The organism is Haloferax gibbonsii ATCC 33959, assembly GCF_000336775.1.
Classification (GTDB): domain Archaea; phylum Halobacteriota; class Halobacteria; order Halobacteriales; family Haloferacaceae; genus Haloferax; species Haloferax gibbonsii.
This window is the reverse complement of sequence record NZ_AOLJ01000022.1, coordinates 100,480-125,818: the sequence shown is the minus strand read 5'-3', so window position 1 is coordinate 125,818 and position 25,339 is coordinate 100,480. Positions and strand designations below refer to the sequence as shown.

Annotated in this window: 27 protein-coding genes and 1 pseudogene; 10 read left to right on the top strand and 18 right to left on the bottom strand. The window is 67.9% G+C overall.

Annotated features, from left to right (window positions below; all coding sequences use genetic code 11):
* Nucleotides 1-43: 43 nt before the first annotated feature.
* Nucleotides 44-1,354 carry a DUF389 domain-containing protein gene (locus C454_RS14515; RefSeq protein ID WP_081605237.1) on the top strand — a complete coding sequence of 437 codons (1,311 nt, stop codon included), beginning with the start codon at nucleotides 44-46 and terminating at the stop codon, nucleotides 1,352-1,354.
* Nucleotides 1,355-1,396: 42 nt separating this feature from the next.
* Here the strand turns inward: C454_RS14515 and C454_RS14510 are convergent, their stop codons facing one another.
* Nucleotides 1,397-2,317: an NAD-dependent epimerase/dehydratase family protein gene (locus tag C454_RS14510; RefSeq protein ID WP_004976851.1), complete on the bottom strand. Its 921-nt coding sequence runs from the start codon at nucleotides 2,315-2,317 to the stop codon at nucleotides 1,397-1,399.
* Between the two features lie 165 nt (nucleotides 2,318-2,482).
* Between C454_RS14510 and C454_RS14505 the strand changes: the two genes are divergently transcribed.
* The gene (locus C454_RS14505; RefSeq protein ID WP_004976849.1) at nucleotides 2,483-3,016 is read left to right on the top strand and encodes an Rrf2 family transcriptional regulator; all 534 of its coding nucleotides are present in this window, start codon (nucleotides 2,483-2,485) and stop codon (nucleotides 3,014-3,016) included.
* A 168-nt stretch (nucleotides 3,017-3,184) separates the two neighbouring features.
* Nucleotides 3,185-3,430 (top strand): hypothetical protein, encoded by a 246-nt coding sequence (locus C454_RS14500; protein ID WP_004976847.1) that lies wholly within the window; start codon nucleotides 3,185-3,187, stop codon nucleotides 3,428-3,430.
* A 196-nt stretch (nucleotides 3,431-3,626) separates the two neighbouring features.
* Here C454_RS14500 and C454_RS14495 read toward each other — a convergent pair whose 3' ends face one another.
* From C454_RS14495 to cdd, 4 genes are all read right to left on the bottom strand, one after another.
* Entirely contained in the window at nucleotides 3,627-4,820 is a 1,194-nt protein-coding gene (locus C454_RS14495) for an NAD(P)/FAD-dependent oxidoreductase (RefSeq protein ID WP_004976845.1), read from the bottom strand.
* Between the two features lie 114 nt (nucleotides 4,821-4,934).
* Nucleotides 4,935-5,753, bottom strand: coding sequence for a nucleoside phosphorylase (locus tag C454_RS14490; RefSeq protein WP_004976843.1), 819 nt, complete (start codon nucleotides 5,751-5,753; stop codon nucleotides 4,935-4,937).
* Nucleotides 5,750-6,958, bottom strand: coding sequence for a zinc metalloprotease (locus C454_RS14485; protein WP_004976841.1), 1,209 nt, complete (start codon nucleotides 6,956-6,958; stop codon nucleotides 5,750-5,752). Before C454_RS14485 ends, C454_RS14490 begins: the two co-directional genes overlap by 4 nt.
* A gap of 1 nt (nucleotide 6,959) precedes the next feature.
* Nucleotides 6,960-7,394 (bottom strand): cytidine deaminase, encoded by a 435-nt coding sequence (cdd, locus tag C454_RS14480; RefSeq protein WP_004976840.1) that lies wholly within the window; start codon nucleotides 7,392-7,394, stop codon nucleotides 6,960-6,962.
* Nucleotides 7,395-7,550: 156 nt separating this feature from the next.
* Here cdd and C454_RS14475 point away from each other — a divergent pair, with 156 nt between their 5' ends.
* The gene (locus C454_RS14475; RefSeq protein WP_004976838.1) at nucleotides 7,551-7,805 is read left to right on the top strand and encodes a DUF7520 family protein; all 255 of its coding nucleotides are present in this window, start codon (nucleotides 7,551-7,553) and stop codon (nucleotides 7,803-7,805) included.
* A 97-nt stretch (nucleotides 7,806-7,902) separates the two neighbouring features.
* The gene (locus tag C454_RS14470; protein WP_004976836.1) at nucleotides 7,903-8,172 is read left to right on the top strand and encodes a hypothetical protein; all 270 of its coding nucleotides are present in this window, start codon (nucleotides 7,903-7,905) and stop codon (nucleotides 8,170-8,172) included.
* 26 nt (nucleotides 8,173-8,198) lie between these two features.
* On the opposite strand, the gene C454_RS14465 is transcribed toward C454_RS14470, so the two are convergent.
* Nucleotides 8,199-8,780 carry a GNAT family N-acetyltransferase gene (locus C454_RS14465; protein ID WP_004976834.1) on the bottom strand — a complete coding sequence of 194 codons (582 nt, stop codon included), beginning with the start codon at nucleotides 8,778-8,780 and terminating at the stop codon, nucleotides 8,199-8,201.
* Between the two features lie 123 nt (nucleotides 8,781-8,903).
* On the opposite strand from C454_RS14465, the gene C454_RS14460 reads away from it, so the two are divergent.
* Complete coding sequence (locus C454_RS14460) at nucleotides 8,904-10,910, top strand: AMP-binding protein (RefSeq protein ID WP_049905197.1); 2,007 nt, start codon at nucleotides 8,904-8,906, stop codon at nucleotides 10,908-10,910.
* A gap of 21 nt (nucleotides 10,911-10,931) precedes the next feature.
* Here C454_RS14460 and C454_RS14455 read toward each other — a convergent pair whose 3' ends face one another.
* The 8 genes from C454_RS14455 to C454_RS14420 form a co-directional block, all read right to left on the bottom strand.
* Nucleotides 10,932-12,239, bottom strand: a complete 1,308-nt coding sequence (locus C454_RS14455; RefSeq protein WP_049905196.1) for a dicarboxylate/amino acid:cation symporter — start codon at nucleotides 12,237-12,239, stop codon at nucleotides 10,932-10,934.
* A 143-nt stretch (nucleotides 12,240-12,382) separates the two neighbouring features.
* Nucleotides 12,383-13,090, bottom strand: coding sequence for an AMP-binding protein (locus tag C454_RS14450; protein WP_004976828.1), 708 nt, complete (start codon nucleotides 13,088-13,090; stop codon nucleotides 12,383-12,385).
* A 102-nt stretch (nucleotides 13,091-13,192) separates the two neighbouring features.
* Nucleotides 13,193-13,513 (bottom strand): cupin domain-containing protein, encoded by a 321-nt coding sequence (locus tag C454_RS14445; protein ID WP_004976826.1) that lies wholly within the window; start codon nucleotides 13,511-13,513, stop codon nucleotides 13,193-13,195.
* A 52-nt stretch (nucleotides 13,514-13,565) separates the two neighbouring features.
* Nucleotides 13,566-14,723, bottom strand: a complete 1,158-nt coding sequence (gene dnaJ / locus C454_RS14440; protein ID WP_004976824.1) for a molecular chaperone DnaJ — start codon at nucleotides 14,721-14,723, stop codon at nucleotides 13,566-13,568.
* Between the two features lie 151 nt (nucleotides 14,724-14,874).
* A complete protein-coding gene (dnaK, locus tag C454_RS14435) occupies nucleotides 14,875-16,746 on the bottom strand; it encodes a molecular chaperone DnaK (RefSeq protein WP_004976822.1) in 1,872 nt (623 codons plus the stop codon).
* 190 nt (nucleotides 16,747-16,936) lie between these two features.
* Nucleotides 16,937-17,707 carry an alpha/beta hydrolase gene (locus C454_RS14430; RefSeq protein WP_004976818.1) on the bottom strand — a complete coding sequence of 257 codons (771 nt, stop codon included), beginning with the start codon at nucleotides 17,705-17,707 and terminating at the stop codon, nucleotides 16,937-16,939.
* A 132-nt stretch (nucleotides 17,708-17,839) separates the two neighbouring features.
* On the bottom strand, nucleotides 17,840-18,535 hold the full coding sequence (locus tag C454_RS14425) for a nucleotide exchange factor GrpE (protein ID WP_004976816.1): 696 nt from the start codon (nucleotides 18,533-18,535) through the stop codon (nucleotides 17,840-17,842).
* 116 nt (nucleotides 18,536-18,651) lie between these two features.
* Nucleotides 18,652-19,398: a proteasome assembly chaperone family protein gene (locus tag C454_RS14420; protein ID WP_004976815.1), complete on the bottom strand. Its 747-nt coding sequence runs from the start codon at nucleotides 19,396-19,398 to the stop codon at nucleotides 18,652-18,654.
* Between the two features lie 165 nt (nucleotides 19,399-19,563).
* On the opposite strand from C454_RS14420, the gene C454_RS14415 reads away from it, so the two are divergent.
* Both C454_RS14415 and C454_RS14410 read left to right on the top strand, forming a co-directional pair.
* Entirely contained in the window at nucleotides 19,564-20,505 is a 942-nt protein-coding gene (locus C454_RS14415) for an RsmB/NOP family class I SAM-dependent RNA methyltransferase (RefSeq protein ID WP_004976813.1), read from the top strand.
* Complete coding sequence (locus C454_RS14410) at nucleotides 20,502-21,038, top strand: DUF7122 family protein (protein ID WP_004976811.1); 537 nt, start codon at nucleotides 20,502-20,504, stop codon at nucleotides 21,036-21,038. The genes C454_RS14415 and C454_RS14410 overlap by 4 nt, the downstream gene beginning before the upstream one ends.
* A 24-nt stretch (nucleotides 21,039-21,062) precedes the next feature.
* Here the strand turns inward: C454_RS14410 and C454_RS21125 are convergent, their stop codons facing one another.
* Entirely contained in the window at nucleotides 21,063-21,995 is a 933-nt protein-coding gene (locus C454_RS21125; protein ID WP_394324756.1) for a DUF790 family protein, read from the bottom strand.
* 40 nt (nucleotides 21,996-22,035) lie between these two features.
* A pseudogene (locus C454_RS21265) lies at nucleotides 22,036-22,677 on the bottom strand (DUF790 family protein); the annotation flags it as partial.
* A gap of 153 nt (nucleotides 22,678-22,830) precedes the next feature.
* On the opposite strand from C454_RS21265, the gene C454_RS14400 reads away from it, so the two are divergent.
* On the top strand, nucleotides 22,831-23,223 hold the full coding sequence (locus C454_RS14400) for a hypothetical protein (RefSeq protein WP_049905210.1): 393 nt from the start codon (nucleotides 22,831-22,833) through the stop codon (nucleotides 23,221-23,223).
* 39 nt (nucleotides 23,224-23,262) lie between these two features.
* Here C454_RS14400 and C454_RS14395 read toward each other — a convergent pair whose 3' ends face one another.
* Nucleotides 23,263-24,597, bottom strand: a complete 1,335-nt coding sequence (locus C454_RS14395) for a DEAD/DEAH box helicase (RefSeq protein WP_004976807.1) — start codon at nucleotides 24,595-24,597, stop codon at nucleotides 23,263-23,265.
* Nucleotides 24,598-24,732: 135 nt separating this feature from the next.
* Between C454_RS14395 and C454_RS20810 the strand changes: the two genes are divergently transcribed.
* Nucleotides 24,733-24,882: a hypothetical protein gene (locus tag C454_RS20810; protein WP_004970650.1), complete on the top strand. Its 150-nt coding sequence runs from the start codon at nucleotides 24,733-24,735 to the stop codon at nucleotides 24,880-24,882.
* 1 nt (nucleotide 24,883) lies between these two features.
* Here C454_RS20810 and C454_RS14390 read toward each other — a convergent pair whose 3' ends face one another.
* The gene (locus tag C454_RS14390; RefSeq protein WP_004976806.1) at nucleotides 24,884-25,336 is read right to left on the bottom strand and encodes a hypothetical protein; all 453 of its coding nucleotides are present in this window, start codon (nucleotides 25,334-25,336) and stop codon (nucleotides 24,884-24,886) included.
* Nucleotides 25,337-25,339: the final 3 nt, after the last annotated feature.

Here is a 25,339-nt window from a genome sequence, read left to right as displayed (position 1 = left end):
AAGGCCCGTCTCGCTTTTCCGCGACCGCGTCGTATCGAGTGCCATGCGGCACTTGCAGATTCGCGTCGAGGCGGGGGAACTCGACGCGGTCGTCGATGCGCTCCGAGGCGAGGACGTCGACCCGGTCGTCCTCCCGGTCGGCGAGTCCGACGCCGACGCTCGCTCGTACCTTATCGAGTTCCCGCTGCCGACGGAGGCGGTCGACAGAATCAGAGAGACGCTCTCCGAGGCGGGGTTCGAGGAACGCTACCTCGTCATCGGTAACATCGAGTCGGCGACGACGCCGCACTACGACCGACTCGTCGAGCGGTACGTCGAGGGCGACGAGGAAGAAGAGCGCGTCTCGAACGAGGAGATTCTGACGAAGGCGCACGACCTCAACCCCCAGCCGACGGCGTACTACGGGATGACGGTGCTGAGCGCGCTCGTCGCCACGGCGGGGCTGTTGCTCGACTCGCCCGCGCTCGTCGTCGGGTCGATGGTCATCGCCCCGCAGATCGGCGCGGCGCTCATGGCCAGCGTCGGCGCGGCGCTCGGCGAGGACGACATGTTCACGGGCGGGGTTCGCTCGACGGTCGTCGGCCTCGCCGTGGCCATCGTCGCCGCCGCGGCGCTGGGATGGGGACTCAAGACGGCGCAGTTCGTGCCGTCGGCGCTGAACGTGACCACGGTCCAGCAGATTGCCAGTCGGTCGTCGCCGGGGCTGTTGACGCTCGTCGTCGCGCTCTGTGCGGGCGCGGCCGGAGGCGTCGGCTTGGCGACTGAACTCCCCGTCTCAATCGTCGGCGTCGCGGTCGCGGCCGCGACCGTCCCCGCGGCCGCGGCCGTCGGTATCGGCGTCGCCTGGGCGATTCCGGCGGTCGCCGTCGGCGCGCTCACGCTCCTCGCGGTCAACGTGGCGAGCATCGTCCTCGCGGGGACGCTCGCGCTCTGGTACCTCGGATACCGGCCGAGTTACTGGGACTCGCCGGGGTCGACGAGACGGCGGCTTCGCTCGTTCTTCGGGACCAGAGCGACGTGGGTGGCGCTCGTCCTCCTCGGGCTCACCGTGCTCGGCCCGGGGTCGCTTCTCGCCTCGCAAATCGCGTTCGAGAACCGTGCGACCGGGGGCGTCCAAACCGTCCTCGACGACTCGGAGTACGACTCGCTCGAACTGCTGTCGGTCGGCGTCGAGTTCGGAACCGCCGGGCTCGACGACGGCCCGCGACGGGTGACGGTCGCGGTCCAACACCCGGTCGGTCGTCAGTACCCGGAGTTGTCGTCGCGAATCGGAGACCGAATACGCGAGGCGACTGGAGAGGACGTCGTCGTGACTGTGAACTTCGAACAGCGGAGTCGGTCGGGGCCGTCGTGACCGACTGAAAGGGAGACGAGCGTCCGGAGACCGAACGAGGCGCTACTCGTCGAGGTACGGTTCGCAGACGCGTCGGACGCCCTCCTCGAAGGAAATCTGGGGCTCCCAGCCGGTCTCTTCGCGTATCTTCGTGCAGTCGGCCATCGTGTCGTGGACGTACACGTCGAGGGGGTTTTCGATGTAAACCGGGTCGACGTCGGTTCCGAGGGTCTCGTTTATCATCCCGACCATCTCGTTGAACGAGTAGCTCTCGGCAGTCCCGAGGTTGTAGATACCCTGGAGTCGGTGGTCGGCGGCGAGTTCGATGCCGCGGACGATGTCGTCGACGTGCGTGAAGTCGCGCGTCTGAGTGCCGTCGCCGAACAGCTCCGGCGACTCGCCGTTGGCAATCTGGTCGGCGAACTGCGCGACCGTGTTGGCGAACTCGCCTTTGTGTGCTTCCGCGCCGCCGAAGCCCTGATACACCGAGAAGAACCGGAGCCCGGCCGTCCGCATGTCGTAGTGGTGGTGGAAGTACTCCGCGTAGCGCTCGCGGGCGAGTTTCGACGCCTCGTAACCCGTGCGCGCTTCGACCGGCATGTCCTCCGGCGAGGGCTCCGTCCGAGAGCCGTAAATCGAGGAGGTGGAGGCGTAGACGACGGTGTCGCAGCCGTCGTTTCGGGCCTGTTCGACCGTGTTCACGAAGCCTTCGACGTTGACGCGCGCGCCTTTCGTCGGGTTCTCTTCGTGCATCTTGTACGACGACAGCGCCGCCAGGTGAAACACCACGTCGACGCCCTCGGTCGGGAGGTCGTCGTCGAGGACGCTCGCGTCGTGGAATTCGACCGCGTCGTCGAGGTTATCGGGCGTTCCGAGGTAGAGGTCGTCGACCGCGACGACCTCGTTTTCCGCCGCGAGATGGTTCGCGAGGTTCGAGCCGATGAAGCCGGCACCGCCGGTGACGAGGACTCGTTTCCCATTCATGTGCTACCAAACTCTCGTGAGCCGTATAGTGCTATCGACAGCATCGAGGCCGAATTAGGGTTCAAAATGAACATTCATGAGTGTCCCGCGGTTACAAAGTAGACGAACGGCAGATTCGAGGCGTCATCCATCGGATTTAAGGACGTATGTAGCGAACCACTCTCCATGTCATCAATCGAGCTCACTTCGAGTCAGAAAACTATCTTGACCGCCCTCATCAACCTCTATCGGGACTCCGAGGACGCCGTGAAGGGTGAGGATATCGCGACCGAAGTCAACCGAAACCCCGGCACCATCCGAAACCAGATGCAGAGCCTGAAGGCGCTCCAGTTGGTCGAGGGCGTACCCGGTCCGAAGGGCGGCTACAAGCCGACCGCGAACGCCTACGAGGCGCTCGACGTGGACAAGATGGACGAGCCCGCGTTCGTCCCCCTGTTCCACAACGACGAGGAAGTCGAAGGCGTCAACGTGGACGAAATCGACCTCTCCAGCGTCCACCACCCCGAGCTGTGCCGCGCCGAGATTCACGTTCAGGGCTCGGTCCGTGAGTTCCACGAGGGTGACAAGATTCGCGTCGGTCCGACGCCCCTCTCGAAGCTCGTCATCGACGGCACGCTCGACGGCAAGGACGACACGAGCAACATCCTCATCCTCCGCATCGACGACATGAAGGCACCCGTCGGCGAGCCCCAGCACTAACCACGCTCCTCTCTTCGTCTTTTTCCGGGCACTCTCCGCGCGCTCCGACCGACGGGTCCGGCGTTCGGACGCCGGCCAACCCGAACAGTGGGGCTCGGACCGCAATAATGTCAAGTTTTAATGTAGAATTGAGAACAGTTTTATCTGAATCGAGGAACCAGTACCCCCATGGCGTACAATCAGCAGAGCGCGTTCGGCATCCCATCAACGTGGGAGGAGCTGAACGCCGACGTGACAGCGTTTCTCTTCACCGTAACCCTGCTTATCGGGGCGGCGTCGCTCGCTTTGATGGCCGGTGGAGACCCCGAAACGATGGCAGTGGTCGCACTGACCGGAGTCGCGGTCGTTCTCCTTGGAACGGCCCTGGTTCGGCTCTCCGAGAATCTCCGAACCGCTGAGTCGTCCCCCTTCTGAGGACACCGAGGCATCGAGAGACCACCGCTGCGCGGCAGCACGTATTTTCTCACACGAATCAGAACGAGGGGTCACTGTTGAGTTCCTTACTCCGTGAGCGCCATCGACACTCGGGGATTGCGGCGTCGGAGAAATCGAAACCGAGTCGGCGAGCGTCGGGCGTCGCGTCACCCGGCGGCCGGGCGCGGCGACCGAGTTACAGGTCGTTCCAGGCGGAGAGCGCGCGCTTCGGCGACGTCACGTCCGCAATCCAGTTCGCGGCGATGCCCTTCTTCAGCGTCCGCGCGAGCGGGCCGCCGAAGACGTTGACGGGGAACTCGCCGAAGACGGGGAACTTCACGCCGTGGGCGACGGCGTCGTGACCGATGGAGATGACCGTCCCCTTGTCGGTGAACGTCCAGCGCTTGAGCGGCTTGCCGGCGATGGCGCGGGCGATGTTCTCGCCGGCCACGTCCGCGGCGTCCCAGGCGGCCTGCGCCGTCGGCGGCGCGACGCTGTCGGGACCCTGCTCGACGAGGGCGCAGTCGCCGACCGCGAAGACGCGGTCGTTACTGGTCTGGAAGTCCTCCTCGGCGAAGAAGCGGTGGGAGCGCTCGTCCTGTTCGAGTTCGACGTCGGACGCCTCGGGCTGGCCGGTGATGCCGCCGGTCCAGACGAGCACGTCGTAGGCGAGTTCCTCGGGCGCTTCGTCCTCGCCGCCGCCGATGAAGACGGTCTCCTCGTCGACCTTCGAGATGAAGTCGCCGGTGAGGATGTCGATGTCGAGGTCTTCGACGCGACGCCGGAGCGCGCCCTGCAGTTCGGGGTCGTTGCCGGGGAAGATTTCGTCCATCCCCTCGACCAGTTTGATGTCGATGGGCGCGCGGTTCGTGTCGCGGTACTCGGCGACCTCGGCGGCCGTCTGGATGCCCGAGAGGCCCGCGCCGCCGATGACGACCTGCGCGGGGTCGTCGCGGGAGGCGTCGGCGGCTGCCTCCTTGATGTCCTGGTGAATCTCGCGGGCGTCGTCGAGACCCTTGAGCTGGTGGGCGAACTCCTCGAGGCCCTCGATGCCGAAGAAGGCGGTCGAAGAGCCGATGGCGACCAGCAGATAGTCGTAGTCGACGGTGTCGCCGCCTTCGAGTTCGACGACCCGGTCGTCGACGTTCACGTCGGTCGCGCGGCCCTTGACGAAGTCGGTCGAGTCCTCCTTGACATCGTCGACGGGGATGGCGATGCTGGACTCGACGCTCGGGTCGCGGATACAGCGGTGGACCTCGTGGAGGACGAGGTGGTAGTCGTGTTCGGCGACCCACGTGAGTTGTGCGTCGTGACCGAGCTCTTCTTCGAGGGTTTTGACCGCGCCGGCCCCGGCGTACCCCGAGCCGAGAACGACGACCTGCGTGCTCATGTCGTCGTCTGTGCAGTCATCCGATAAAGGGGCTTTGAAACCGTCTCCACGACTGTGGTAATTTTGGCCTCCACGGCCCCAGGGCGTCGAAATACGGGTTCGACGGTTGTCGGATTAATCGAGGCTGAGACCCGCGTGCCAGCGGTCGACGCCCGCGTCTCGCTTGACCGCGTCCATCTTGGCGAGGAGGTGGACCGCGAGACTGGCGGTCTCCGCCGCGCGCGACTCGCCTTCGGTGCGGAACTCGCCCGTGACTCGGTTCGCGTAGACCGAGCAGACGGCCCCCGCGCGGAGACCGTAGACGTTGGCGATGGTCAGAAGCGCCGCGGCCTCCATCTCGATGTTCTTCACGTTCGCCTCGCGGAGTTCCTCGACCAGCGAGTCGGAGCCGGCGGCGCGGAAGCCCTCGAAGCCGGGGCGTCCCTGTCCCGCGTAGAAGGAGTCGGCGCTCATCGTGAGGCCGACGTGGTAGTCGTAGCCGAGGCGTTCCGCGGCCGCGACGAGCGCCGAGACGACCTCGTGGTCGGCGACAGCGGGGTAGTCCTCGCGGACGTACTCCTTGGAGGTGCCCTCCTGTCGGACCGCGCCCGAGGTGATGACGAGGTCGCCCACGTCCATCTCGGGCTGAATCGCGCCGCAGGAGCCGACGCGGATGAAGGTGTCCGCGCCGACGCGGGCGAGTTCCTCGACCGCGATGGCCGCCGAGGGGCTGCCGATACCCGTCGAGGTGACCGAAATCGGCGTTCCGTCGTAGTTCCCGGTCGCAGTCCGGTACTCCCGGTGGTAGGCCTTCTCCTCGTGGTCGTCCCACAGCGCCGTCACCTTGTCCACGCGCTCGGGATTTCCGGGGAGCAACACCGCGTCGGCGAGGTCCTCGGGACCGACTTCGAGGTGGTACTGAACCTCGTCGTTCGGGTCCTCGCTATCGTTCATGGCTCTACTCGCGGGCCAGCGGTGGAAATTCTTGCGTTCTCCGGAGGCGTCGTCGCGTTCCCTGTCGGTCTCTCGACCGCCGCGTCGACCGTCGCCTCGCCCGCGACCCCGCGCCACGCCGGGTCGTCGGAGAGGTCGCCGTCGCGGAACGGCGGCGGGAGGTCGGCGCGCTCGTCGGCCGCCAGCAGGTAGCCGAGTCCCGCGCCGACGTACCAGTCGACGAGCGACGGGTCGAGGTCGGCGTCGACGACGAGGTCACCGCCGGTGTACCACTCCAGCGCCTCGTCGTCGTCGGCGTCGACACCGGTCCGCCGCCAGCGCACGCCCGAGTCGCCGTCGCCGAACGCCGACACCGAGAGCGTCACGTCCGCCATCGCGGGGTCGGAAACGCGCTCGAACGAGAGGTTCGCGGGCGCGACGCCGTCGCCCCCGGCCTCGTAGTACGACAGCGCGTGGTCGAGTTCCGCCTCGTAGGTCGCCCGGTCGTCGGGCGAGACGTTCGAGAGGTCGACGTGAACCGCGACGGTCCGCTCGCGGAAGGGCGTCTCCCGGTCGGCGGCGTCCGGTTCGGGCAGTCGCGTCGTCTCGATGCGCTCGGACAGCACGGCGAAGTCGCCGGCGTCGTCGTGGGTCAGCCCGAGCAGGTGGCCGAACTCGTGGCGCAGGACCGTCTTGGTCGTCCGGTCGTCGTAGCCGGCGGCGACGACCACCGACACCGGTTCGCTGGGCGCGGTCGGGTCGTCGCCGTCCAAGAGGGGCGCACAGCCGACCGCGTCGGTGCCGTCGTAGTCGCCGCAGGCGTCGATTCGCTCGACGACCGAGACGGTCACGTCCGGGGCCGAGGCGTTCGGCACCACGACGAACGCCGGGTCGTAGGCGGTCGCCGACGCGTTCGCTCGCCAGTAGTCGACCGCCGATTCGACGAGCGAGGCGTAGTCGCGGCCGTCCGCGGGCGCGTCGATGCCGACGACGATGGGCGCGCGACGCCACGGGTTGTCCGCGGGTCGCGTCTCCGGCATCGCCGCGGAGCCGGTTCCGCCGCGGACGGCCGAGACGGCTCCGTCGTCGCCGTCGGTCGCGTCGGCCGGAGCTCCGAGGGCCGCGTCTACGACGGGTGGAGCGGGCGACAGAGACGTGCACCCAGAGAGTACCACGAGAAGGGCGAGCGCGAGGGCGGCGGTTCCGCGGCCGACGGCGAGGGACACGTTATTCGTCGGGCTCGGCGTCGGCGTCGCGCTTCGCCGCGGCGGCCTCCAGCGTGTCCAGCGAGATGGTGTTCGGGAGGAGTTCGCCGAGCGCGTACTCGGCGACGTCGTCGCCGCCGAGGTCGCAGACGACCGGGAGGTCCTCGTCGCAGAACTCCGCGAGGGTCTGGCGGCACATCCCGCAGGGCGTCACGCCGTCGCGTGCGCCCGAGGTGACGACGAGGCGGTCGAACTCCGTGTGGCCGTTCTTTACCGCCTCCGCGACGGCGACCTCCTCGGCGTGGAGGCTGTTCGAGTAGTTCGCGTTCTCGATGTTGCAGCCGACGTAGACCTCGCCGTCGGCGGTCCTGAGCGCCGCTCCGACGGTGTACTCCGAGTAGGGAACGTAGGCGTTGTCGAGCGCTTCGCGGGCGCGTTCGACGAGTGCTTCGGGCATTGGGCGCTCATTCGCGTGGGGCGGCTTAGTTCGTTCGGCTCCCCGAGACTGTCGTGTCGGCCGACGGACACGGACCGACACGGGCGAGATTACGGGGTCGTTCGCCCGTCGCGTCGTCCCGCAAGCGACTATACGGCTCGGCCCTAACGCGGCGTCGTGAACGACACATCCGGCGGACGACGAATCCTGCTCCTCGTCGGCGCGAGCGTCGTGGCCATCTCCGGCATCCTCGGCGTCTTCATCGGCGAGAACGGCGGCCAGGTCGCCGCCGAGATATCGCTGTTCGGCCTCCTCTCGCTGCCGACGACCCCGCTCGCGTTCAGCCTCTACGGGATGGTGTTCTCGGCCGTCATCCTCGGCGCGCTGTTCGCGCTCGTCGAGTACGCCTCGCGCGTCGAAAACGCCCGATAGGACGGCGGCTACCGACGCTGGCGGCGAAGGCGTATCGGCCGGGGAACTCCGACCGAAAGGCGGACCGTTTTTGCTCGTCCGGCCCCGACGAAACCGCATGGACGCGCCCTCGTCGACCTCGACCTCGGACGCCTCGGCCGGCGACGCCTCGCCCGGCCCGCTCCCGGAGGACACGGGCGGCAAGAACCGAAAGCGCGCCGCGCTGGCGACCGCGCCGTTCCTCGCGCTCGGACTGGCCGACGTGGTGCTCATCCTCCTGCAGGGGCTCGAACCCCTCTGGGGGTTCGCCATCCTCCCGCCGATTCTGTTCTGTAGCGTGCTGACCTGGATCGTCTTCAGCACCGACTTCCTCGACGACCGGACCTGACTCGGTCCCGGCTCGGTGCCGGAGATTCAGCGCCGCAGGTTCGTGGAGTACTTCGTCGGCGTCTCCTCGTCGTAGCCGAAGTCCTCGGCGGTCAGCTCCGGCTCGGCGTCCCCGACGCTCGCGGGCGCGGCGACTTTGAACCGCTCGCGGAGGCGCTCGGGCATCGAGAACGCCTCGCGGTCGAGTCGGAGCGCGATGGCGTCGCCGTCGACCTCTCTGACCCGGTCGAGTCGCCGACGCGGTCCCGCCGGGAGGTCCTCGGCGTCGACCGCCTCGAAGCCGAACTGCGCGCAGTAGCCGTGGTCCGAGGTGAAGCCGTAAACCGTCTCGAACTCCTCGGCCGCGGCGCGGTCGACCAGTCGCTCGACGACGTGCGCGCCGACGCCCTGTCCGCGCCACCGCTCCGAAACGCCGACGCAGGTGACCTCGCAGAACGGCTCGTCGGTCTTGTGGACCCGGATTCGCCCGAACCCCGCCTTCTCGCCGGACTCCTCGTCGAGCGCGATGACGTAATCGCGGGACCGGAAGGAGCCGTCGTCGAGTCCGAGTTCCTCCAGCGAGTCGAGCAACCAGACCTCGTCTCGGTTCTTCGCGTCTCGGACGTACATGCTTACTCGTAGCACACCGGCCGACAAAAACGACTCGGGCCGGTACGACGATTCCCGCCGCGTCCGGCGAACTCAACGAAAGAACACTAAAGATTCATGGTCGCGGTCGCGGTACCTCGATTCATGGACGTACCCGACACCGACACCGTGGTACACGAACCGGACCCGGCGTTCGTCGAGGACGCCAACGTCACCCGATTCATGCGGGAACACGACATCGAGGACTACGACGAACTCATCGAGCGGACGACGACCGAGGTCCCGGGCGTCGGTGCCTCGGGCGTCGAGTGGTTCTGGGACGAACTCGTCGACTACCTCGATATCGACTTCTACGAGGAGTACGACGCCGTCCGCGACGACTCGGAGGGGCCGCAGTTCTCCCGCTGGTACCCCGGCGGCGAAATCAACGTCGCCCACAACACCCTCGACCGCCACGCCGCGGTCGACTCCGGGAACCGGAACCGCGTCGCCTGCATCTGGGAGGGCGAAGACGGCGAGGTCGTCCAGCGGACCTACCACGACCTCTACCGCGAGGCCAACCGCGTCGCCAACGTCCTCGAATCGTACGGCGTCGAGACCGGCGACACCGTCGGCCTCTACATGCCGATGGTCCCCGAAGTCATCTCCATCCTCTACGGCTGTTTCAAGGTCGGCGCGATAGCCGTCCCCATCTTCTCCGGGTTCGGCGTCGACGCCACCGCGACCCGCCTCGAAGACCCCGAGTGCTCGGTGCTTTTCACCGCCGACGGCTTCTACCGCCGCGGCTCGGAGGTCCGACTGAAACCGACCGCCGACGAGGCGATGGACGAAGCGGGCTGTGTCGAGAACGTCGTCGTCTACCGGCGGTTCGGGGACGAGAGCGGGGGTAGCGACGCCGACGTGCCGTGGACCGAGGGCCGCGACGAGTGGTGGGACGACACCGTCGGCGAGGCCGACGCGGCGTACGAAACCAAGCGCCTGCCGTCGGACGCCGAGTCGATGCTCCTGTACTCCTCGGGGACGACCGGCAAGCCGAAAGGCATCGTCCACACCCACGCGGGCGTCCAGATGCAGACCGCCAAGGAGATTCACTTCGGCTTCGACCAGAAGCCCGAAGACCGCTTCTTCTGGGTCTCCGACATCGGCTGGATGATGGGGCCGTGGACGCTCATCGGGAACCACACCTTCGCCGGCACGGTCTTCATGTACGAGGGCGCGCCCGACTACCCGAACCCGGACCGCTTCTGGGACATGATAGAGCGCCACCGAATCACCACCTTCGGCATCTCGCCGACGGCCATCCGCGCCCTGCGGAAGTACGGCGACGAGGAGGTCGAGAAACACGACCTGTCGAGCCTCCGCCTGCTCGGGTCGACCGGCGAGCCGTGGGACCCCGAGTCGTGGATGTGGTTCTACGAGCGCGTCGGCGGCGGCGAAGCCCCCATCATCAACATCTCCGGCGGCACCGAAATCTGCGGCTGTTTCCTCATGCCGATGCCGACCCAACCGCTCAAGCCCTGCTCGCTCGGCGGCCCCGGCCTCGGGATGGACATCGACATCGTGGACTCCTCGGGCGCGTCCATCGCCGACACCCACGAACGGGGCTTCCTCGTCGCCCGCGACTCCTGCCCGTCGATGACCAAGAGCCTCTGGGAGGGCGACGAGCGCTACCTCGACACCTACTGGTCGTCGTGGGACGACCTCTGGGACCACGGCGACTGGGCGCAGAAGGACGAAGACGGCTTCTGGTTCCTCCACGGCCGCGCCGACGACGCCCTCAACGTGGCCGGCCGCAAGGTCGGCCCCGCCGAGGTCGAAGGCGCGCTCATCGAACACGACGCGGTGAATCAGGCCGCCGCCGTCGGCGTCCCCGACGACACCACCGGGACCGCCGTCGTCGCCTACGTCGTCCTCGAAGACGGCGTCGAGGAGCGCGACGACCTCCGCGAGGAGCTTCGCGGCGTCGTCGGCGACGAGTTGGGCAAGCCGTTCCGCCCGCGCGAAATCCTGTTCGTCGACGAGTTCCCGAAGACGCAGTCGGGCAAAATCATCCGCCGCGCCATCGCCTCGATTTACGCGGGCGAGGACCTCGGCGACATGAGCAGTATCGAGAACCCCGAGTCGCTCGAAAAGATAGAAAACGCGTCCTGAAGCGGTTTTTTCCGCCTTCGTTCAGTCGGACAGCGCCGCGCCGACACCGTCGTTCCACGCGTCGGCGGTGAAGTCGACCGCGTCGTTCCACGTGGCAACGACGGTCGTCACCGCGAGGTCGCCGGTCACGTTCACCATCGTCCGGATGCGGTCGAGGATGGGGTCGACGCCGGCGACGAGACCGACGATTTCCAGCGGGAGTCCCAACTGCGTCAAGACGAGCGTGAGCATGATGAGCCCCGACCCGGGGACGCCGGCAGTCCCGATGCTCGCCAGCACGGCGACCGCGACGACCGCGAACTGGTCGGCCAGAGAGAGGTTCACGCCGACGATGTTCGCCGCGAAGATGGCCGCGACGCCCTGATACATCGCCGTGCCGTCCATGTTGATGGTCGCACCGAGCGGAAGGGTGAAGCCGTAGATGCGTTCTTCGATGCCGAGGTTGTCGTCCGCGTCGGACATCGTCACCGGGAGCGTTCCGGACGACGACCGGATGCTCAGCGCGGTCACCATCGCGTCGCGCGCGCCGGAGAGGAACGCGACCGGCGACCGACCCGCGACCCCGACGACGAACGTGCCGAGGTAGACGACCCCGATGTGGACGACGGCCGCGAGGAGCATCGTTCCGATGAGGAGCGCGAAGGGCAGGATAGCGTCGACGCCGGCGGTGCCGAAGACGTTCGCCATGAGCGCGAAGACGCCGAGGACGCCGAACTCCATCGCCCCCCAGACGACCTTGTACATCGCTTCTGCGCCCGCGTCGGCGAGGTCGAAGAACGCCTCGATGCCGCGTTTGACCTGCTCGTCGTCCGTCTCTTCCCACGCCAGCGTGAGGCCGAGACCGAACACGACGACGAAGAAGATGGTCGGGAGCACGCTGCCCTCGGCCATCGCACCGACGGGGTTCGTCGGGACGATGTTGAGGACGACCTCGACCGCGTTCGGGGCCTCCGCACTCTGGGCTTCAGCGCCGGCGAGCAGCTCTTCGAGCCCGCGAGAGCCGGGGGACACGAGGTTGCTCACGCCGAGTCCGATGGCGACCGCAAACGCGGACGTGAGCGCGTACAGCCCGACTACCTGCGCACCGACGCGGCCGAGCGACGACGGCGAGAGCTGCCGAACGCCCATCAGGAGCGTGAACACCACGATGGGAACGATGAGCATCTTCAGCAGTCGGACGAACAGGTCGCCGACCGGTTTCAGGGCCGTCGCCGGCTCACCGACGACGAGGCCGACGAGCGACCCGAGGACGAACGCGACCCCGATTCGGTAGACGATGCCGACCGACCGATACCGGTTCCACAGAGACACAATGCTAGACTGTGACATGTAACGTGTTTGCACTAACGATACAGCCAGAATATGAATATAGCGGTGGAAATCCTGAATTTAACACCGAGGTAGAATTCAATCTCAAATATGAATTAATAGTTGGAGTCTTCGGTGGTTTCTCTCCACCCCACGCGTCGTCGTCAGTACGCGTCGTCCGGCGCGAGGGCGACCGCTTCGGGAACCCCGTCGCCGACTGCGAGCGCCGCTTCGACGGCCTCGTCGCCCGCGGGGATTCGAATCGTCCCGCCGGCGAGAAGCGGGGCGAGCACGCCGGCGACGACGGTTCCCGGGTGGCTGAGCGACGACCTGACCGCGACCGTGTCGTCCTCGCCGAGGTCGAAGTCGGCGGCCACCCGTCGGGCCGCGTCCAGCAGGTCGCCGTGGGTGAACTCGCGGTCGTCGGCGACGAGCGCCGGGTCGTCGGGCGCGACGACTTCCGGGTGGACCGCCGGGTTCTCGCTCCAGACCTCCTGTTCCCAGTGCGTCGTCGCGGGCGAACTCGGCGGGCCACCGAACACGGCGAGTTTCTGCCCCGGCGGCAGGTCGGCGAACTCCGTCTCGCGGTCGACGGCGACGACGGTCGCTCGCGCCTCGACCGCCGGGTCGAACGCGGTCACCGCGCCGAGTTGGGCCGCCCCGAGGAACGTCAACAGCGGTTCGGGGAGCGAGACCGGGTCGACCGCGACGCGAGCGCCCTTGCGGACGCCGAGGTAGCGGAGGACGTTCCCGGCCTTGTACGAGGTCGTGATGAGGTCGTGGTACGTGTAGGTCCGGCCGGGGCCGTCGACCCGGAGGGCGAGTCGGTCGCTCCGCCGGTCGCGGGCCATGAGGTCGCCGATAACGTCCATGGCCGGTCGTAGGGAGTCGGCGCGAAAAAAGGCCCCGAGGCGCTCTCGCGGTCCGAGAACGCGGCGGGGCGGGCGTCGACGTCTGAGTCTCGGCTCCGTCGCTCAGGGCGCGCCCGCGATGACGAACGTGCTCTCTTCGGGACCGTTTCGGAGTTCGCGGGTGTCCTCGGGCGAGACGCGTACTGCGTCGCCGGGTTCGAGGTCGACTTTCTTGTCTTCGACGACGAGCGTCGCCCCGCCGGAGACGAGGAAGTACACTTCTTCGTGGCCCTGTTCGGCGTGGTCGTGCGGCTTGCCGGACCAGTCGGGGTCGGTCTCTAACACGCTGAAGCCGAGTTCGACGCAGTCGAGTTCGTCTCGCAGGAAATGGAGGCCGCCGCCGACCGCGTCTACGTCCTCGTAGTTCGCTTTCGTGTAGGACATCGCCTGAACTGACGGCCGCCGGACAAGAGAGCGTGGTGGTGCCGGAAACCCGTTACAGCGAGTTCTTCAGCTTCTGGAAGAGGCCCTCTTTGACCTCCTCGCCGCCGGCCTCGGCGAACTCCTTGAGCGCCTCGCGCTGTTCCTTGTTGAGGTCCTCGGGCGTGACGACGTGGACCTCGACGTGCAGGTCGCCGTGACCCCGACCGTCGAGGTGGGGCATCCCCGCGCCGGAGACGGTGAACGTCGACCCGCTTTGGGTGCCCGCGGGCACCTTCAGTTCCTCCTCGCCGTCGAGCGTCGGCACCTCGACGGTCGCGCCGAAGACGGCCTGCGGGAAGGAGATGGGGTGGGTGTAGCGGAGGTCGTCGCCGTCCCGCTCGAACTCCTCGTGGTCGCGGACGTTGACCTCGACGAACAGGTCGCCGTTGGGGCCGCCGTTCTCGCCGGGTTCGCCCTCGCCGCGGTAGCGGAGGCGCTGGCCGTCGCGGAAGCCGGCGGGGATAGTGATGGTCACGTCGCGAGTGCGGCGGACGCGCCCGCTGCCGCGACACTCCGAGCAGTCCTCGCTGTAGGTCTCGCCCTCGCCGCCGCAGGCGCGACAGGTCGTCGTCTGCTGGACGCGGCCGAAGGGCGTCTGCTGGACCGTCGTCTGCTGGCCCGAGCCGTTACACTCCGAACAGGTGTTCACGTCGGCGTCCTCGGGGTGGCCCTCGCCGTCGCACTCGGGACAGACCTCGCGGCGGCGAATCGTCACGTCGCGCTCGACGCCGTGGTAGGCGTCTTCGAGGTCGATGGAGATGCGCTGGGCCACGTCGCGACCCTGCTGGGGACGGTTGCGCTGTTGGCCGCCCGCGCCGCCGTTGAAGAGGTTGTTGAAGATGTCCTCGAAGCCGCCACCGCCGCCGCCCATCCCGCCGAAGGGGTTGCCGCCGCCGCCGAAGGGATTGCCTCCCCCGCGGCCGCCGCCACCGCCGCCGCGTTTCTGGGACTGCTGGAAGCGCTCGTGGCCGACTTGGTCGTACATCTGCCGCTTCTCGTCGTCCGTGAGCACCTCCTTTGCCTTCTGGACCTTCTTGAACTTCTCCTCGGCGTCGTCCTCGTCGGAAACGTCGGGGTGGTACTTCGCGGCCTTCTTGCGGTACGCGTTCTTGATCTCGTCTTTCGAGGCGTCCCGCGAGACCCCGAGTACGTCGTAGAAGTCCTCGCTCATCAGTTGCTCTCTTGTAGCCGGTGAAGGTATTTGAAAAGTCCGTCTCTCGTATCGCGGCGAGCGCGAGCGGCGTCAAATCCGGGATTCCGACCGGATTCGACCGCCGGCGTCGGGTCTCTCGGCGACCCGAGAGTCGGTCAGGTGGTTAGCGTTAGTTGTCCTCGTCTTCCTCGTCGAAGTCCGCGTCGGCGTCGACGAAGTCCTCGGGGTCCGCACCGCCGGGGCCGCCGGCCGCGCCCGCACCAGCGCCAGCGCCGCCGGCACCGCCGGCCTGCGCCTGCTGTTGGTACATGCGCTTGCCGATTTCCTGCAGTTCCTTCGAGAGGTCCTCGGTCACGTCTTCGAGTTCGTCCGTGGAGGCGTCGTCGTCTTCGAGGACCGCTTCGACGTCCTCGATGGCCGCCTCGATGTCGGCGCGGAGTTCGTCGTCGACGTTCTCTTCGTTCTCTTCGAGGAGCGTCTCGGCGCGCTGGACCGCGCCCTCGGCCTCGTTGCGGGCCTCGACGGCGCGGCGGCGCTCTTTGTCCTCTTCGGCGTGCTGTTCGGCCTCCTGCTGCATGCGGTCGATCTCGTCGTCGGAGAGGCCCGCACCGCCCTCGATGGTGATGGACTCGGCGTTGCCGGAGCCCTTGTCCTCGGCCGAGACGTTGACGATGCCGTTCTCGTCGATGTTGAAGCCGACTTCGATCTGCGGAGTGCCCGCGGGGGCCGGCGGGATGCCGGAGAGCGTGAACTCGCCGAGGAGCTCGTTGTCCTCGGCCATCTCGCGTTCGCCCTGGAAGACGCGGACCTGCACCGTCGTCTGGTTGTCGGCCGCGGTGGTGAATATCTTCGACTCCTCGGTCGGAATCGTCGTGTTCTTCTCGATGAGGCGCTCGAAGAGGCCGCCTTTGACCTCGATACCGAGCGACAGCGGCGTCACGTCGAGGAGGACGATGTCGTCGACCTCGCCGCCGAGAACGCCGCCCTGGATGGCCGCGCCGAGCGCGACGGCCTCGTCGGGGTTGACGGACTTCTTCGGCTCGGAGCCGAGCAGCTCTTCGACCTTGTCGAGGACCTGCGGCATCCGGGTGGAGCCGCCGACGAGGATGACGTCGTCGATGTCGCCCTTGTCGTAGCCGGCGTCTTCGAGCGCCTGCTCGGTCGGCTCGACCGTCCGGTCGATGAGGTCAGCGGTGAGCGACTCGAACTTCGCGCGGGTCAGGTCGTATTCGAGGTGGACCGGCCCGGAGTCGGTCGCCGTGATGAACGGGAGGTTGATGGTCGTCTCCTTGCGCGAGGAGAGCTCGATTTTTGCCTCCTCTGCCGCGTCCTTGAGGCGCTGGAGGGCCTGTCGGTCCTCGCGGAGGTCGATGCCGTGGTCGTTCTTGAACTCGGTGGCGAGCCAGTCGATGATGGCCTCGTCCCAGTCGTCGCCGCCGAGGTCGTTGTCCCCGTTCGTGGCGACCACTTCGTAGACGCCGCCGCCGAGGTCGAGGACGGACACGTCGAAGGTGCCGCCGCCGAGGTCGTAGACGAGCACGGTCTGGTTCGACTCGTCGTCGAGGCCGTAGGCCATGGAGGCCGCGGTCGGCTCGTTGACGATGCGCTCGACTTCGAGACCCGCGATTTCGCCGGCGTCCTTCGTCGCCTGACGCTGCTTGTCGTTGAAGTACGCGGGGACGGTGATGACGGCCTTCTTCAGTTCGTCGCCGAGGTAGTCCTCGGCGTCGCGCTTGATCTTCTGGAGAATCATCGCCGAAATCTGCTCCGGCGTGTACTCCTCGCCCTCGATGTCGACGGAGTAGCCGTCCTCGCCCATGTGGCGCTTGATGGACCGAATCGTGCGCTCGGGGTTCTGGATGGCCTGGTTCTTCGCCGGCTTGCCGACCAACCGCTCACCGTCGTCGGTGAACGCGACGACGGAGGGGGTGGTTCGGTCGCCTTCTGCGTTCACGATAATCTCCGGGTCGCCGCCCTCCATCACCGCGAACGCGCTGTTCGTGGTGCCGAGGTCGATACCCAGAATCTTGTTGCTCGCCATCTTGCCCGCAAATACCGTCTTTTGCCGGTTAAAGGTTACTAGATACTGCGACACACGGCGCGCACCGAGGTCGACGCTGTCTTGCGATTTTGCGTTCTCGCGTCGAAACAGGTCGGTCGATTTATGTAGAACCGCCGACCGCGTCGCCAGCGTCGCGTCCGGCAGAGTCGATGTCGATGGCGACGGCGTCTCAGTCCATCGACTGCGGTCGCTCCGTTCCGTCGGTCGAGTCGTCGGAGCCGGGCGCGCCCGCACCGCCGAGTCGGAGCGACGACGGGTCCGCTCCGTCGAGGGCGTCGAGCACCACCGAGAGCGTCCGCTCCCTGCCCTCGCTGGCGAAGAACTCGTGGCCGCCGTCGTACGGGACGAGGTTCGACGCGGGGGTCCGGTCGCCGATTGCGCGAACGTCGACGACCCGGTCCGACAGCGAGACGAAGACCACGTCGTCGGGACGGAACGGCGGCAGCGACTCCTGCGCGCCGTGAATCATGCGGAGGAAGGCGGGCGAGGCGTTGTCCGGGCCGTCGGCCAGTTCGGCGGCGAGTTTCAGTTCGCCGAGGTCCGTACGAGAGATGCCCGCGGGGACGAACGGGCGCGTCGTCGGCAACCGCCTGACGACGGGGAGCAGCAGGCCATCGAGGCCGGCGGTCGCGGTCCCCCACCACGGGCTCAAAAAGACGTTCCGGACCGCGAGGTCGAGGTGGGCGGCGACGAGGCCGCCGGTGCTGTGGCTGAGGACGAGGTCGATGTCGCGGTCGACCGCGTACGCCCGCACCGGGCTCACGTACTGGCCCTCGAACTCCCAGCCGTTCGTCGGGAGTTCGACGGCGTGGACGTGGTAGCCCTCGTAGGTGAGGCGGTCGAGGAGCCACTCGACGCTCCGGTGACCCGGCTTGTTGCCCCATCCGAGGACGAAAAGCAGGTCGTCGTCGCCGGGGTCACCGTGTTGGGTGACGCGCACGGTCGGCCGCCGCCGACGGGAACGAAGTCGCATGCCGTAGTGATTGCGAGGTGAGAACAAAAGTCCTCCCCGGGTCGGCGACGCGTCAAGCCGCCGTGGCCGGCCGCGGGGAGACAGCCGCGTCGCTCGCGACTACTCGCCCTTACTGACCGTGATCTGCGCGGCGCGGATGACCTTGTCGGCCATCTCGTAACCGGGCTGGAACACGTCGGCGACGGTGTCCGCGGGCTCGTCGCTGTCGACGCGCATCATCACCTCGTGGCGGTTGGGGTCCACGTCCGTCCCCGGTTCGGGGGCGATGATTTCGACGTTCTCGTCTTCGAGGATGCGGTCGAACTCCTTGAGCGTCGATTCGAGGCCGCCGCGGATGTCGGCGTCCTCGTCCTGGTCGAGCGCGCGGACGAGGTTGTCGCGGACGGTGACGACGCGCTCGACGAAGTCCTCGGTGGCGCGCTCTTTTATCTGGTCCTGTCGCTTCTTCGCGCGCTTCTTGTAGTTCTGGAAGTCCGCCTGCGTGCGCTTGAGGCGGGACTGGAGTTCCTCGGCCGTCGCTTCGGCCTCGTCGCGCTCGGCTTCGAGGTCGGCGACGCGGGCTTCGAGCGCCGCGACCTCGGCCGCGAGGTCGTCGTCGTACTCGGCGACGCGGTCGGAGACGGCCGGCCCGTCGCCCGTCGCGTCGGGGTCCTCGGCCGCCGACTCGGCGCTCGACGCCTCGCCCTCGGCGTCCGTCGCCGCGTCTTCGGCCGCCTGCGCCGCTGCGTCGGGTGCCGCGTCGGGCTCGGATTCCGCGTTCGCGTCCGTGGCCGACTCGGCAGGGTCGTCGCTCATGGGCGGGAGAAGTGGCCGGCGCGGCTTAAACGTGTAGACTGCGGGCCGGCCGAAACGCTTCTCACCGTGGGGCGGCAGCGCGGGTCGATACCCGCCGTCACCGACCGACAGCGGCCTTACTGGTACATCCCGAGCGGCCGGGCCTGCGTGCTCTCCTCGTCGGACTGCTGCATCCGCCGGGCCAACTGCTCTTTCGCCTGCCGTATCTCGGTGGCGCTGTCCACGAGATCGTCCACGGGGACCTCGACGCCGACGAGCGGTTCGATACCGTGTTTGATGATGACCCGGGCCGCCTCGGGGTCCGGGAACTGCGGGTCCGACTCGACGACCAACGCGAGCGCCGGGCGGCCGACCGAGACGGCGTTGCTCAGGAGCGCGCCCGTCGGTCCCGAGACGAGGCCGGTCTCCGTCGGACGGTCGATGCCGGCGTCTTCGAGCCGCGACGTCGCGCCGTCGGTGCCGACGCCGTAGAGCGCGGGCACGCCCTCGGACTTCTCGTGGGCGATGCCCGAGAGGAACACGGGAAGCACGTCGAGGTCTTCGAACCACGGGCCGAGACAGCTGGCGAGTTCGGTCGCCGCGTCGGGTCGGATGGGGATGTCGCTCTGGAGGACGAGCAGGTCCCGCTCGGCGTCGGCGTAGAGCCTGACCGGCGGGTGGAGTGTCGGGTCGTCCTTCATGTAGACCGCAACCTTCGGGACGCCCTCGCAGAACACGTCCGCGTAGTGGGTCATGTCGAACGCCTCCACCAGGTGGTCGGCCGCAATTTTGCCGACCAACCCGACGCCCGGCAGTCCTTCGACCAGCGTCGGCGACTCCAGTTCGTCGGTGAGTTCCTCCGCGAGGACGCGAATGCGTGCCATACGTGAACATGGTCGCCGGGACGAAGTAAATCCGACGGGCGACTGCGTCGCTATCGACGGACGGGTCCGCGTCCGTGAACCGTCCCGCGTCGCCTCCCCGCGGCTCCGAGCTCGTCACCCGACGACTCCGAAACCGACAAGCGCGCCCCCGCGGAATCGAGTGTCATGAACCCGCTCCAGCGGTACGCGCCGCTCGTGGACGACGAGGAGGCCTTTTTCGCGGCCTGCGAGCGGCCGCTTCCCTCCGTCGTCCGCGTCAACACCATCAAGACGACGGTGGCGCGCGCCCGCGAGGCGCTCGACGACGAGGGCGTCGCCTACGAACCGACCGACTGGCACCCCGGCATCCTGAAGCTCGAAGACAGCAGTCCGGGGACGAACTGGCCGTACTTCCACGGCTGGCTCCACGGCCAAGAGGAGGTGTCGGCGCTCCCGGCTATCGCACTCGACCCGCAACCGGGCGAGCGCGTCTGGGACACCTGCGCCGCGCCGGGGTCGAAGACGACCCAGATTGCCGCCATGATGGACGACGAGGGCGTCCTCGTCGGCAACGACAACAACCTCGGTCGGCTGTCGGCGCTCCGCCACAACGCCGAGCGCCTCGGCGTGACCAACCTCGTCGTGTCGAATCAGGACGCCCGCAACTTCTCGATGAAGCCCTTCGGGGAGCGGACCCCCGAAAAGTCCGGGTCGTTCGAGCAGTTCGACCGCGTCCTCGTCGACGCCCCCTGTTCCTGCGAGGGCACCTGCCGGAAGAACCCCGACGTGCTCGACGAGTGGACGATGAACCACGTCAAAAGCGTCGCCGGCATCCAGAAGGGCATCCTCCGGCGCGCCGTGCAGGTGACGAAAGCCGGCGGCACCGTCGTCTACTCCACGTGTACCTTCGCGCCCGAGGAGAACGAGGCCATCCTCGACTTCGTCCTCGAACGGGAGGACTGCGAGGTCGTCGAGTGGGACGTCCCCGACGGCTTCGAGACCGCGCCCGGCATCACCGAGTGGGAGGGCGACGAGTACGACCCGTCGGTGACCAAGGCCCGCCGCGTCTACCCGCACCACAACGACACGGGCGGCTTCTTCACCGCCAAACTGGAGGTGAACGCATGAGCGACGACACCGCCCCCGACGAGAACTGGGGCCAGCAGTTCGACCGCCTGCCGCCGACGCCCGACGACCGCGTCGTCGAGGGGCGGCCCTCCCGCGAGGAGGTCGTCGACTGGTGGGAAGAGCGGTTCGGCGTCGACCCGGCGGTCTTCGACGGCTACACGTTCTGGGAGAAGGGCGCGGGCAAGATTTGGGCGTTCCACGGCGAGGTCGTCGACCCCATCAAAGTCGAGGGGCTCGGAATGCGCATCCTCCGGACCCGCCAGCGCCACTGGAAGCCCTCGACCAACGCGGTCCAGCGGTTCTGCGGCGACGCGACGAAGAACGTCATCGAACTGAGCCCCGGCGAGGCGAAGGCGTTCGTCGACGGCCACGACCAACAGCTCGACCGATGGGAGGGCGACTGGGGCTACCTCACCGCAGCCCACGAAATCGCCGGCGAACTCGAACCGCTCGGCGTCGGGCTCTACCTCCACGGGGAACTCCGCTCGACCGTCCCGAAGGGTCGGCAGGAAGAACTCGTCAAACTCGACTGAGCGGTTCGAGGTCGCCCCCCGAGACTACTTCTCTTTGACCGTTCCGCCGGTCAGACCCTCCCACTCGACCCGGTAGCCGAGCCGCGAGAGGACCGCGCTCGCGTCGTCGAGGCCGCGGTCGTCGAGGACGGACTCGACCGCCGACAGCGACATCCCCGCCTCGACTTCCCCGGCGAGCGCGTCGAGGACGGCGGGCCGAACCAGGGTCCGCCCGACGAGCTCGTGTTCCGGGAAGACCACGTCGGCGAGCGCGTCGACGGAGACGCCGCGGGCCGTCGCGAGGTCGGACAGGGTGACCACGTCGTCGTCCGGCGCGAGTTCGGCGGGGAGCGACGAGGCCGCGTCGGCGACGAGGTCGGACTCGTAGTCGCGCAGCACGTCCACCACGTCCTTCACGCGCACGGAGCCGGAGTAGGGGACCGCGCGGTGGTCGCGGGCGGCGATGTCCTCGCCGACGCCGAGCGACTCGTCCACGGCGACGACGAGTTCCACGTCCTCCACGTCGGCGAGTTGGCCCAGCTTCTTTTCGACGTACTCGGGCGTCCAAAAGCCCATAATCTCGAAGAAGACGCGGAAGTCGGCGTGCGCGTAGTCGAACGCGAAGTCCGGAATCATCACGCTCGTCCCCGTTTCGAGGGGCTCCGGCTCCCGGACGAGCGACCAGTCGAGGTCGAGGCCGCGGAAGCGGGCGGCGAAGTCGGCCTCCACGTCGCTGTCGAAGCCGGGTTCGGCCATCGGCTCGACGCCGGGGACCGACACGTCCTCGCTCGTGAGCGTCAGTTCGCGTTCCGTCCCGCGGTCGTCGATGGTCGCCACGAGTCGCCAGTCGCCGGCGGTTGCGACCGACCGAAGCAGGCGGGCGAAGGCGGTTCCGTAGCGTCTGGTTCGCTGAAAGAGCGCGTCGGGACCGGTGACGACGACCTCGCGCCCGGCGTCGGTCTTCCGGACCTCGTACATGAGGCGGAGGCGCTTGACCGCCGAGACNGTAGCGTCTGGTTCGCTGAAAGAGCGCGTCGGGACCGGTGACGACGACCTCGCGCCCGGCGTCGGTCTTCCGGACCTCGTACATGAGGCGGAGGCGCTTGACCGCCGAGACGACGGCCTTCGGGTCGGAGCTTCGGACCCGAACCTCGGTCGCGTCGAACAGGGCGGTCTGGGCGAGCGAAAGGTTGTACTGCGCGAGCAGTTCGTCGGGCGTCCACCGCGGGTCGAACTCGGAAAGCACCTGTTCGACCTCGCGGTCGGCCGTGAGCGACTCGTCGACCGCCTCGGGCGACGACCCGAGCGAGGACGCCGCGCGGTCGAGCGCCGCGGCTCGCTCCTCGTCGGTCGTTACGCCACCGACCGCCATCGCGGCCTCGAACGCGGCGCGGCGGGCGCGAACGGGCGGCAGGGGAGCCGCCGTCTCGAACACCGCCTCGCGGTCGAGCAGCGACGCGAAGCCGCGGGCGAGTTTGAAGTCGTCGGCCTCGGCTTCGAGGTCCGCGAGGGCGTGGTCGAGGTCGGCCCGCGCGTCGCCGACGTGTCGCCGGAAGACGCCGATGGCCTTCGCGGCCAGCGGGCGGTCTCCCCGGTCGGCGAACTGCGGGTGGTAGCCGCCGCCCGCCCGCGACACGCGAAGCAGGTCCTTCGTCAGCACGCTCGCCACGACGGGACCGCGGGACAAAAACGACTCGGGCGGCGTGGGCAAGAAGCGAGCGACGGCGCGGGCGGACACCGGCCGACGGCGCGGGCGGACACGGCCGACGGCGCGGACGACAAGGTTCATTGCGCCCGCGGCGGACGCCATCGTATGGAGCGACGACGCCTCCTCGGACTGGTCGCGGTCGGCCTGTCGTCCGGCTGTCTCGGGTCGCTTCCGGGCGCGACGGGTCCGCGAAACCCGCCCGAGGCACCGGCAGGGGAGCCCCGAGACACCCCGGAGGTACCGCCGGTTCGTATCTCCGAGGTCGACTTCGAGGCGACCGACGACGGCCGCCTCCGCGTCTTCGGGACGGTCGTCAACGACAGCGGGGCGGAGCGAATCGCCACGGTCGAAGCCCGCGTCAGCGTCCGCGACGAGGAGTCGACCCGGTCGCAGGAGCTCGCCGTCCCGGCAGCCGGGAGCGCCGACTTCGCAATCGAGTTCGAGTTCGAGTACGACGCCTTCGCCAACAACGGCGACCTGAACGTCTCGCTGGCCTGACTCCGAAGGCGACCGCTTTCCCGCCGGTGCCGACCCGCGTCACCGACGCCGGGCCGCGACCCGTTCTTCCGCCGTCTCGACGCTCACGAGTTCGTAGAGCGTCGCGGTCGCGCCGTCGGCCTTCGGTCGGAGGATGCGACCGAGGCGCTGGGTGAACTCGCGTTCCGACCCCGACCCCGAAAGGAGGATGCCGACGTTCGCGTCGGGCACGTCCACGCCCTCGTCGAGCACGTTGGCCGCGACGACGGTGTCGTAGGTGCCGTCGCGGAAGCGGTCGAGGATTTCGCGGCGCTCTTTCGTGCCGGTCTCGTTGGTTATCGGCGGGACGAGGAAGCGCCGCGAGATGCGGTAGACGAGGTCGGTCGAGGCGGTGAAGACGATGACGCGGTCCTCGCGGTGTCGCGCGAGCAACCGAGCCAGTTTGTCCACCTTCGCCTCGGAGTTCATCATCACGTCGCGGGCGCGCTGCTTGGCGAGGAGCGCCGCCCGCGCTCTCGGGTCGTTCCCGGAGCGCATCACGAGTTTCTGGTAGTCGCTGCCCGACTGCATCGACAGCCCCGAGGTGCGCAGGTAGTTCACGAACGTCTCCTGTGCCTCGTCGTACGTCTCGCGCTCGTCGGCCGTGAGTTCCACCTCGATTCGGCGGACCTCGTAGTCGGCGAGGTGGTCGCCCGCCAAGTCGTCCACGTCGAGGCGGTACACCCGCGGGCCGACGAGTTCCGCCACGCGCTCGTGTGCGCCGTCGGGGCGCTCGAACGTCGCCGTCAGGCCGAGGCGGGAAGGTGCGGCGAGAAAGCGCGGGATGTCTTGGTATCCCTCGCCGCCGAGGTGGTGGACCTCGTCGAAGACGACGAGACCGAAGTCGCCGCCCACGTCGTCGGCGCGGAGGTACGCCGAGTCGTACGTCGAGACCGTGATGGCCTCTTGGGTCTGTTCGCCGCCGCCGAACCGACCGACCGGCACGTCGAACTCGGTTTCGAGTTCGCGTATCCACTGGTCCTGTAAATCGATGGTCGGCACGACGACGAGCGTCGGCACGGAGCGGGCGACCATCGCGGCGACCGCGAGCACCGTCTTGCCCGCGCCGGTCGGCAGTTCCACGACGCCGCGACCGCCCGCGTCGAGCCACGCGTCGAGCGCGGCGCGCTGGTAGTCGCGGAGGTCGTAGGTCGTCGAAAGCGAGAGGGGGGCGTCGAGGGCGAGCGTGTCTTCGAACTCGGTTCCCCGTCGCTCTAATTCGTCTCGAATGGCGGCGTACCGCATCGCTGGGGCTCGATAGCCACCGCTTCGGGGGTCGGCTTCGACGCCGGGAATCGAGATATCGAGGTCGGTAGCGAGGTGAATCGTTCCGTCCTCGAAGCGGAGGGTCGTCACTACCGGCGCGTTGGCGGGGCGCGGTCATAAATCGACGGTCCCGCGGTGCGGCGGTCGTGCCGGAGTCCCGTGCGCTTCCGGTCCCGCCGTCCGCGGGCCGAAGGTTCAAATCCGATGGCGGGGCTACGGACGTGTATGAGCGACGACCTCGACGACGCGGTCGCACAGTTCCTCAGCGACTACAACAGCGCGATGAAGGAGTACGAGAAGGGCTACGTCGACGCCGACGCGACGCTGTCGGTCATCGACGCGCACATCGACGAGTTGCGAGAGGCGCGGGAGTAGTTCAGTACCACAGCGAATCATCGCTACACCCGGTCCCTTTGAGTTTAATCTCCCCCTCCGTGGAGATGACGATGTACAGTCCGGGGGTTGGTGAGTCGTACCCAGAACAGTCGGGCAGGTACGTGAACTCTCGGTCGCCAATATTGTTGCTCCGGGCTTCGATGTGGACGATGTACGGCCGAGCGGGAGCAACCGCCGGAAAATTCAGTCTCGGAACGTCTCCGTCCTCGGGTTGCGCCTCGATGTCGATATACTCCATCCATGCGAGTCCTTCGCTCCACTCGTCGGCGCCTCGGCGAACGAGTTGCACGGTCAAGGAGTGCGGTTGGTCGTGGAAGTTCATCACCGAGAGCAACAGCTTCGGCCTGAGTTCTTGATACACCGCGTTTCCGACGAGGCCAATACCACCGAGTCCGGCGACTGCGCCAGCGATGACCTGTCGTCTAGATATCATAAA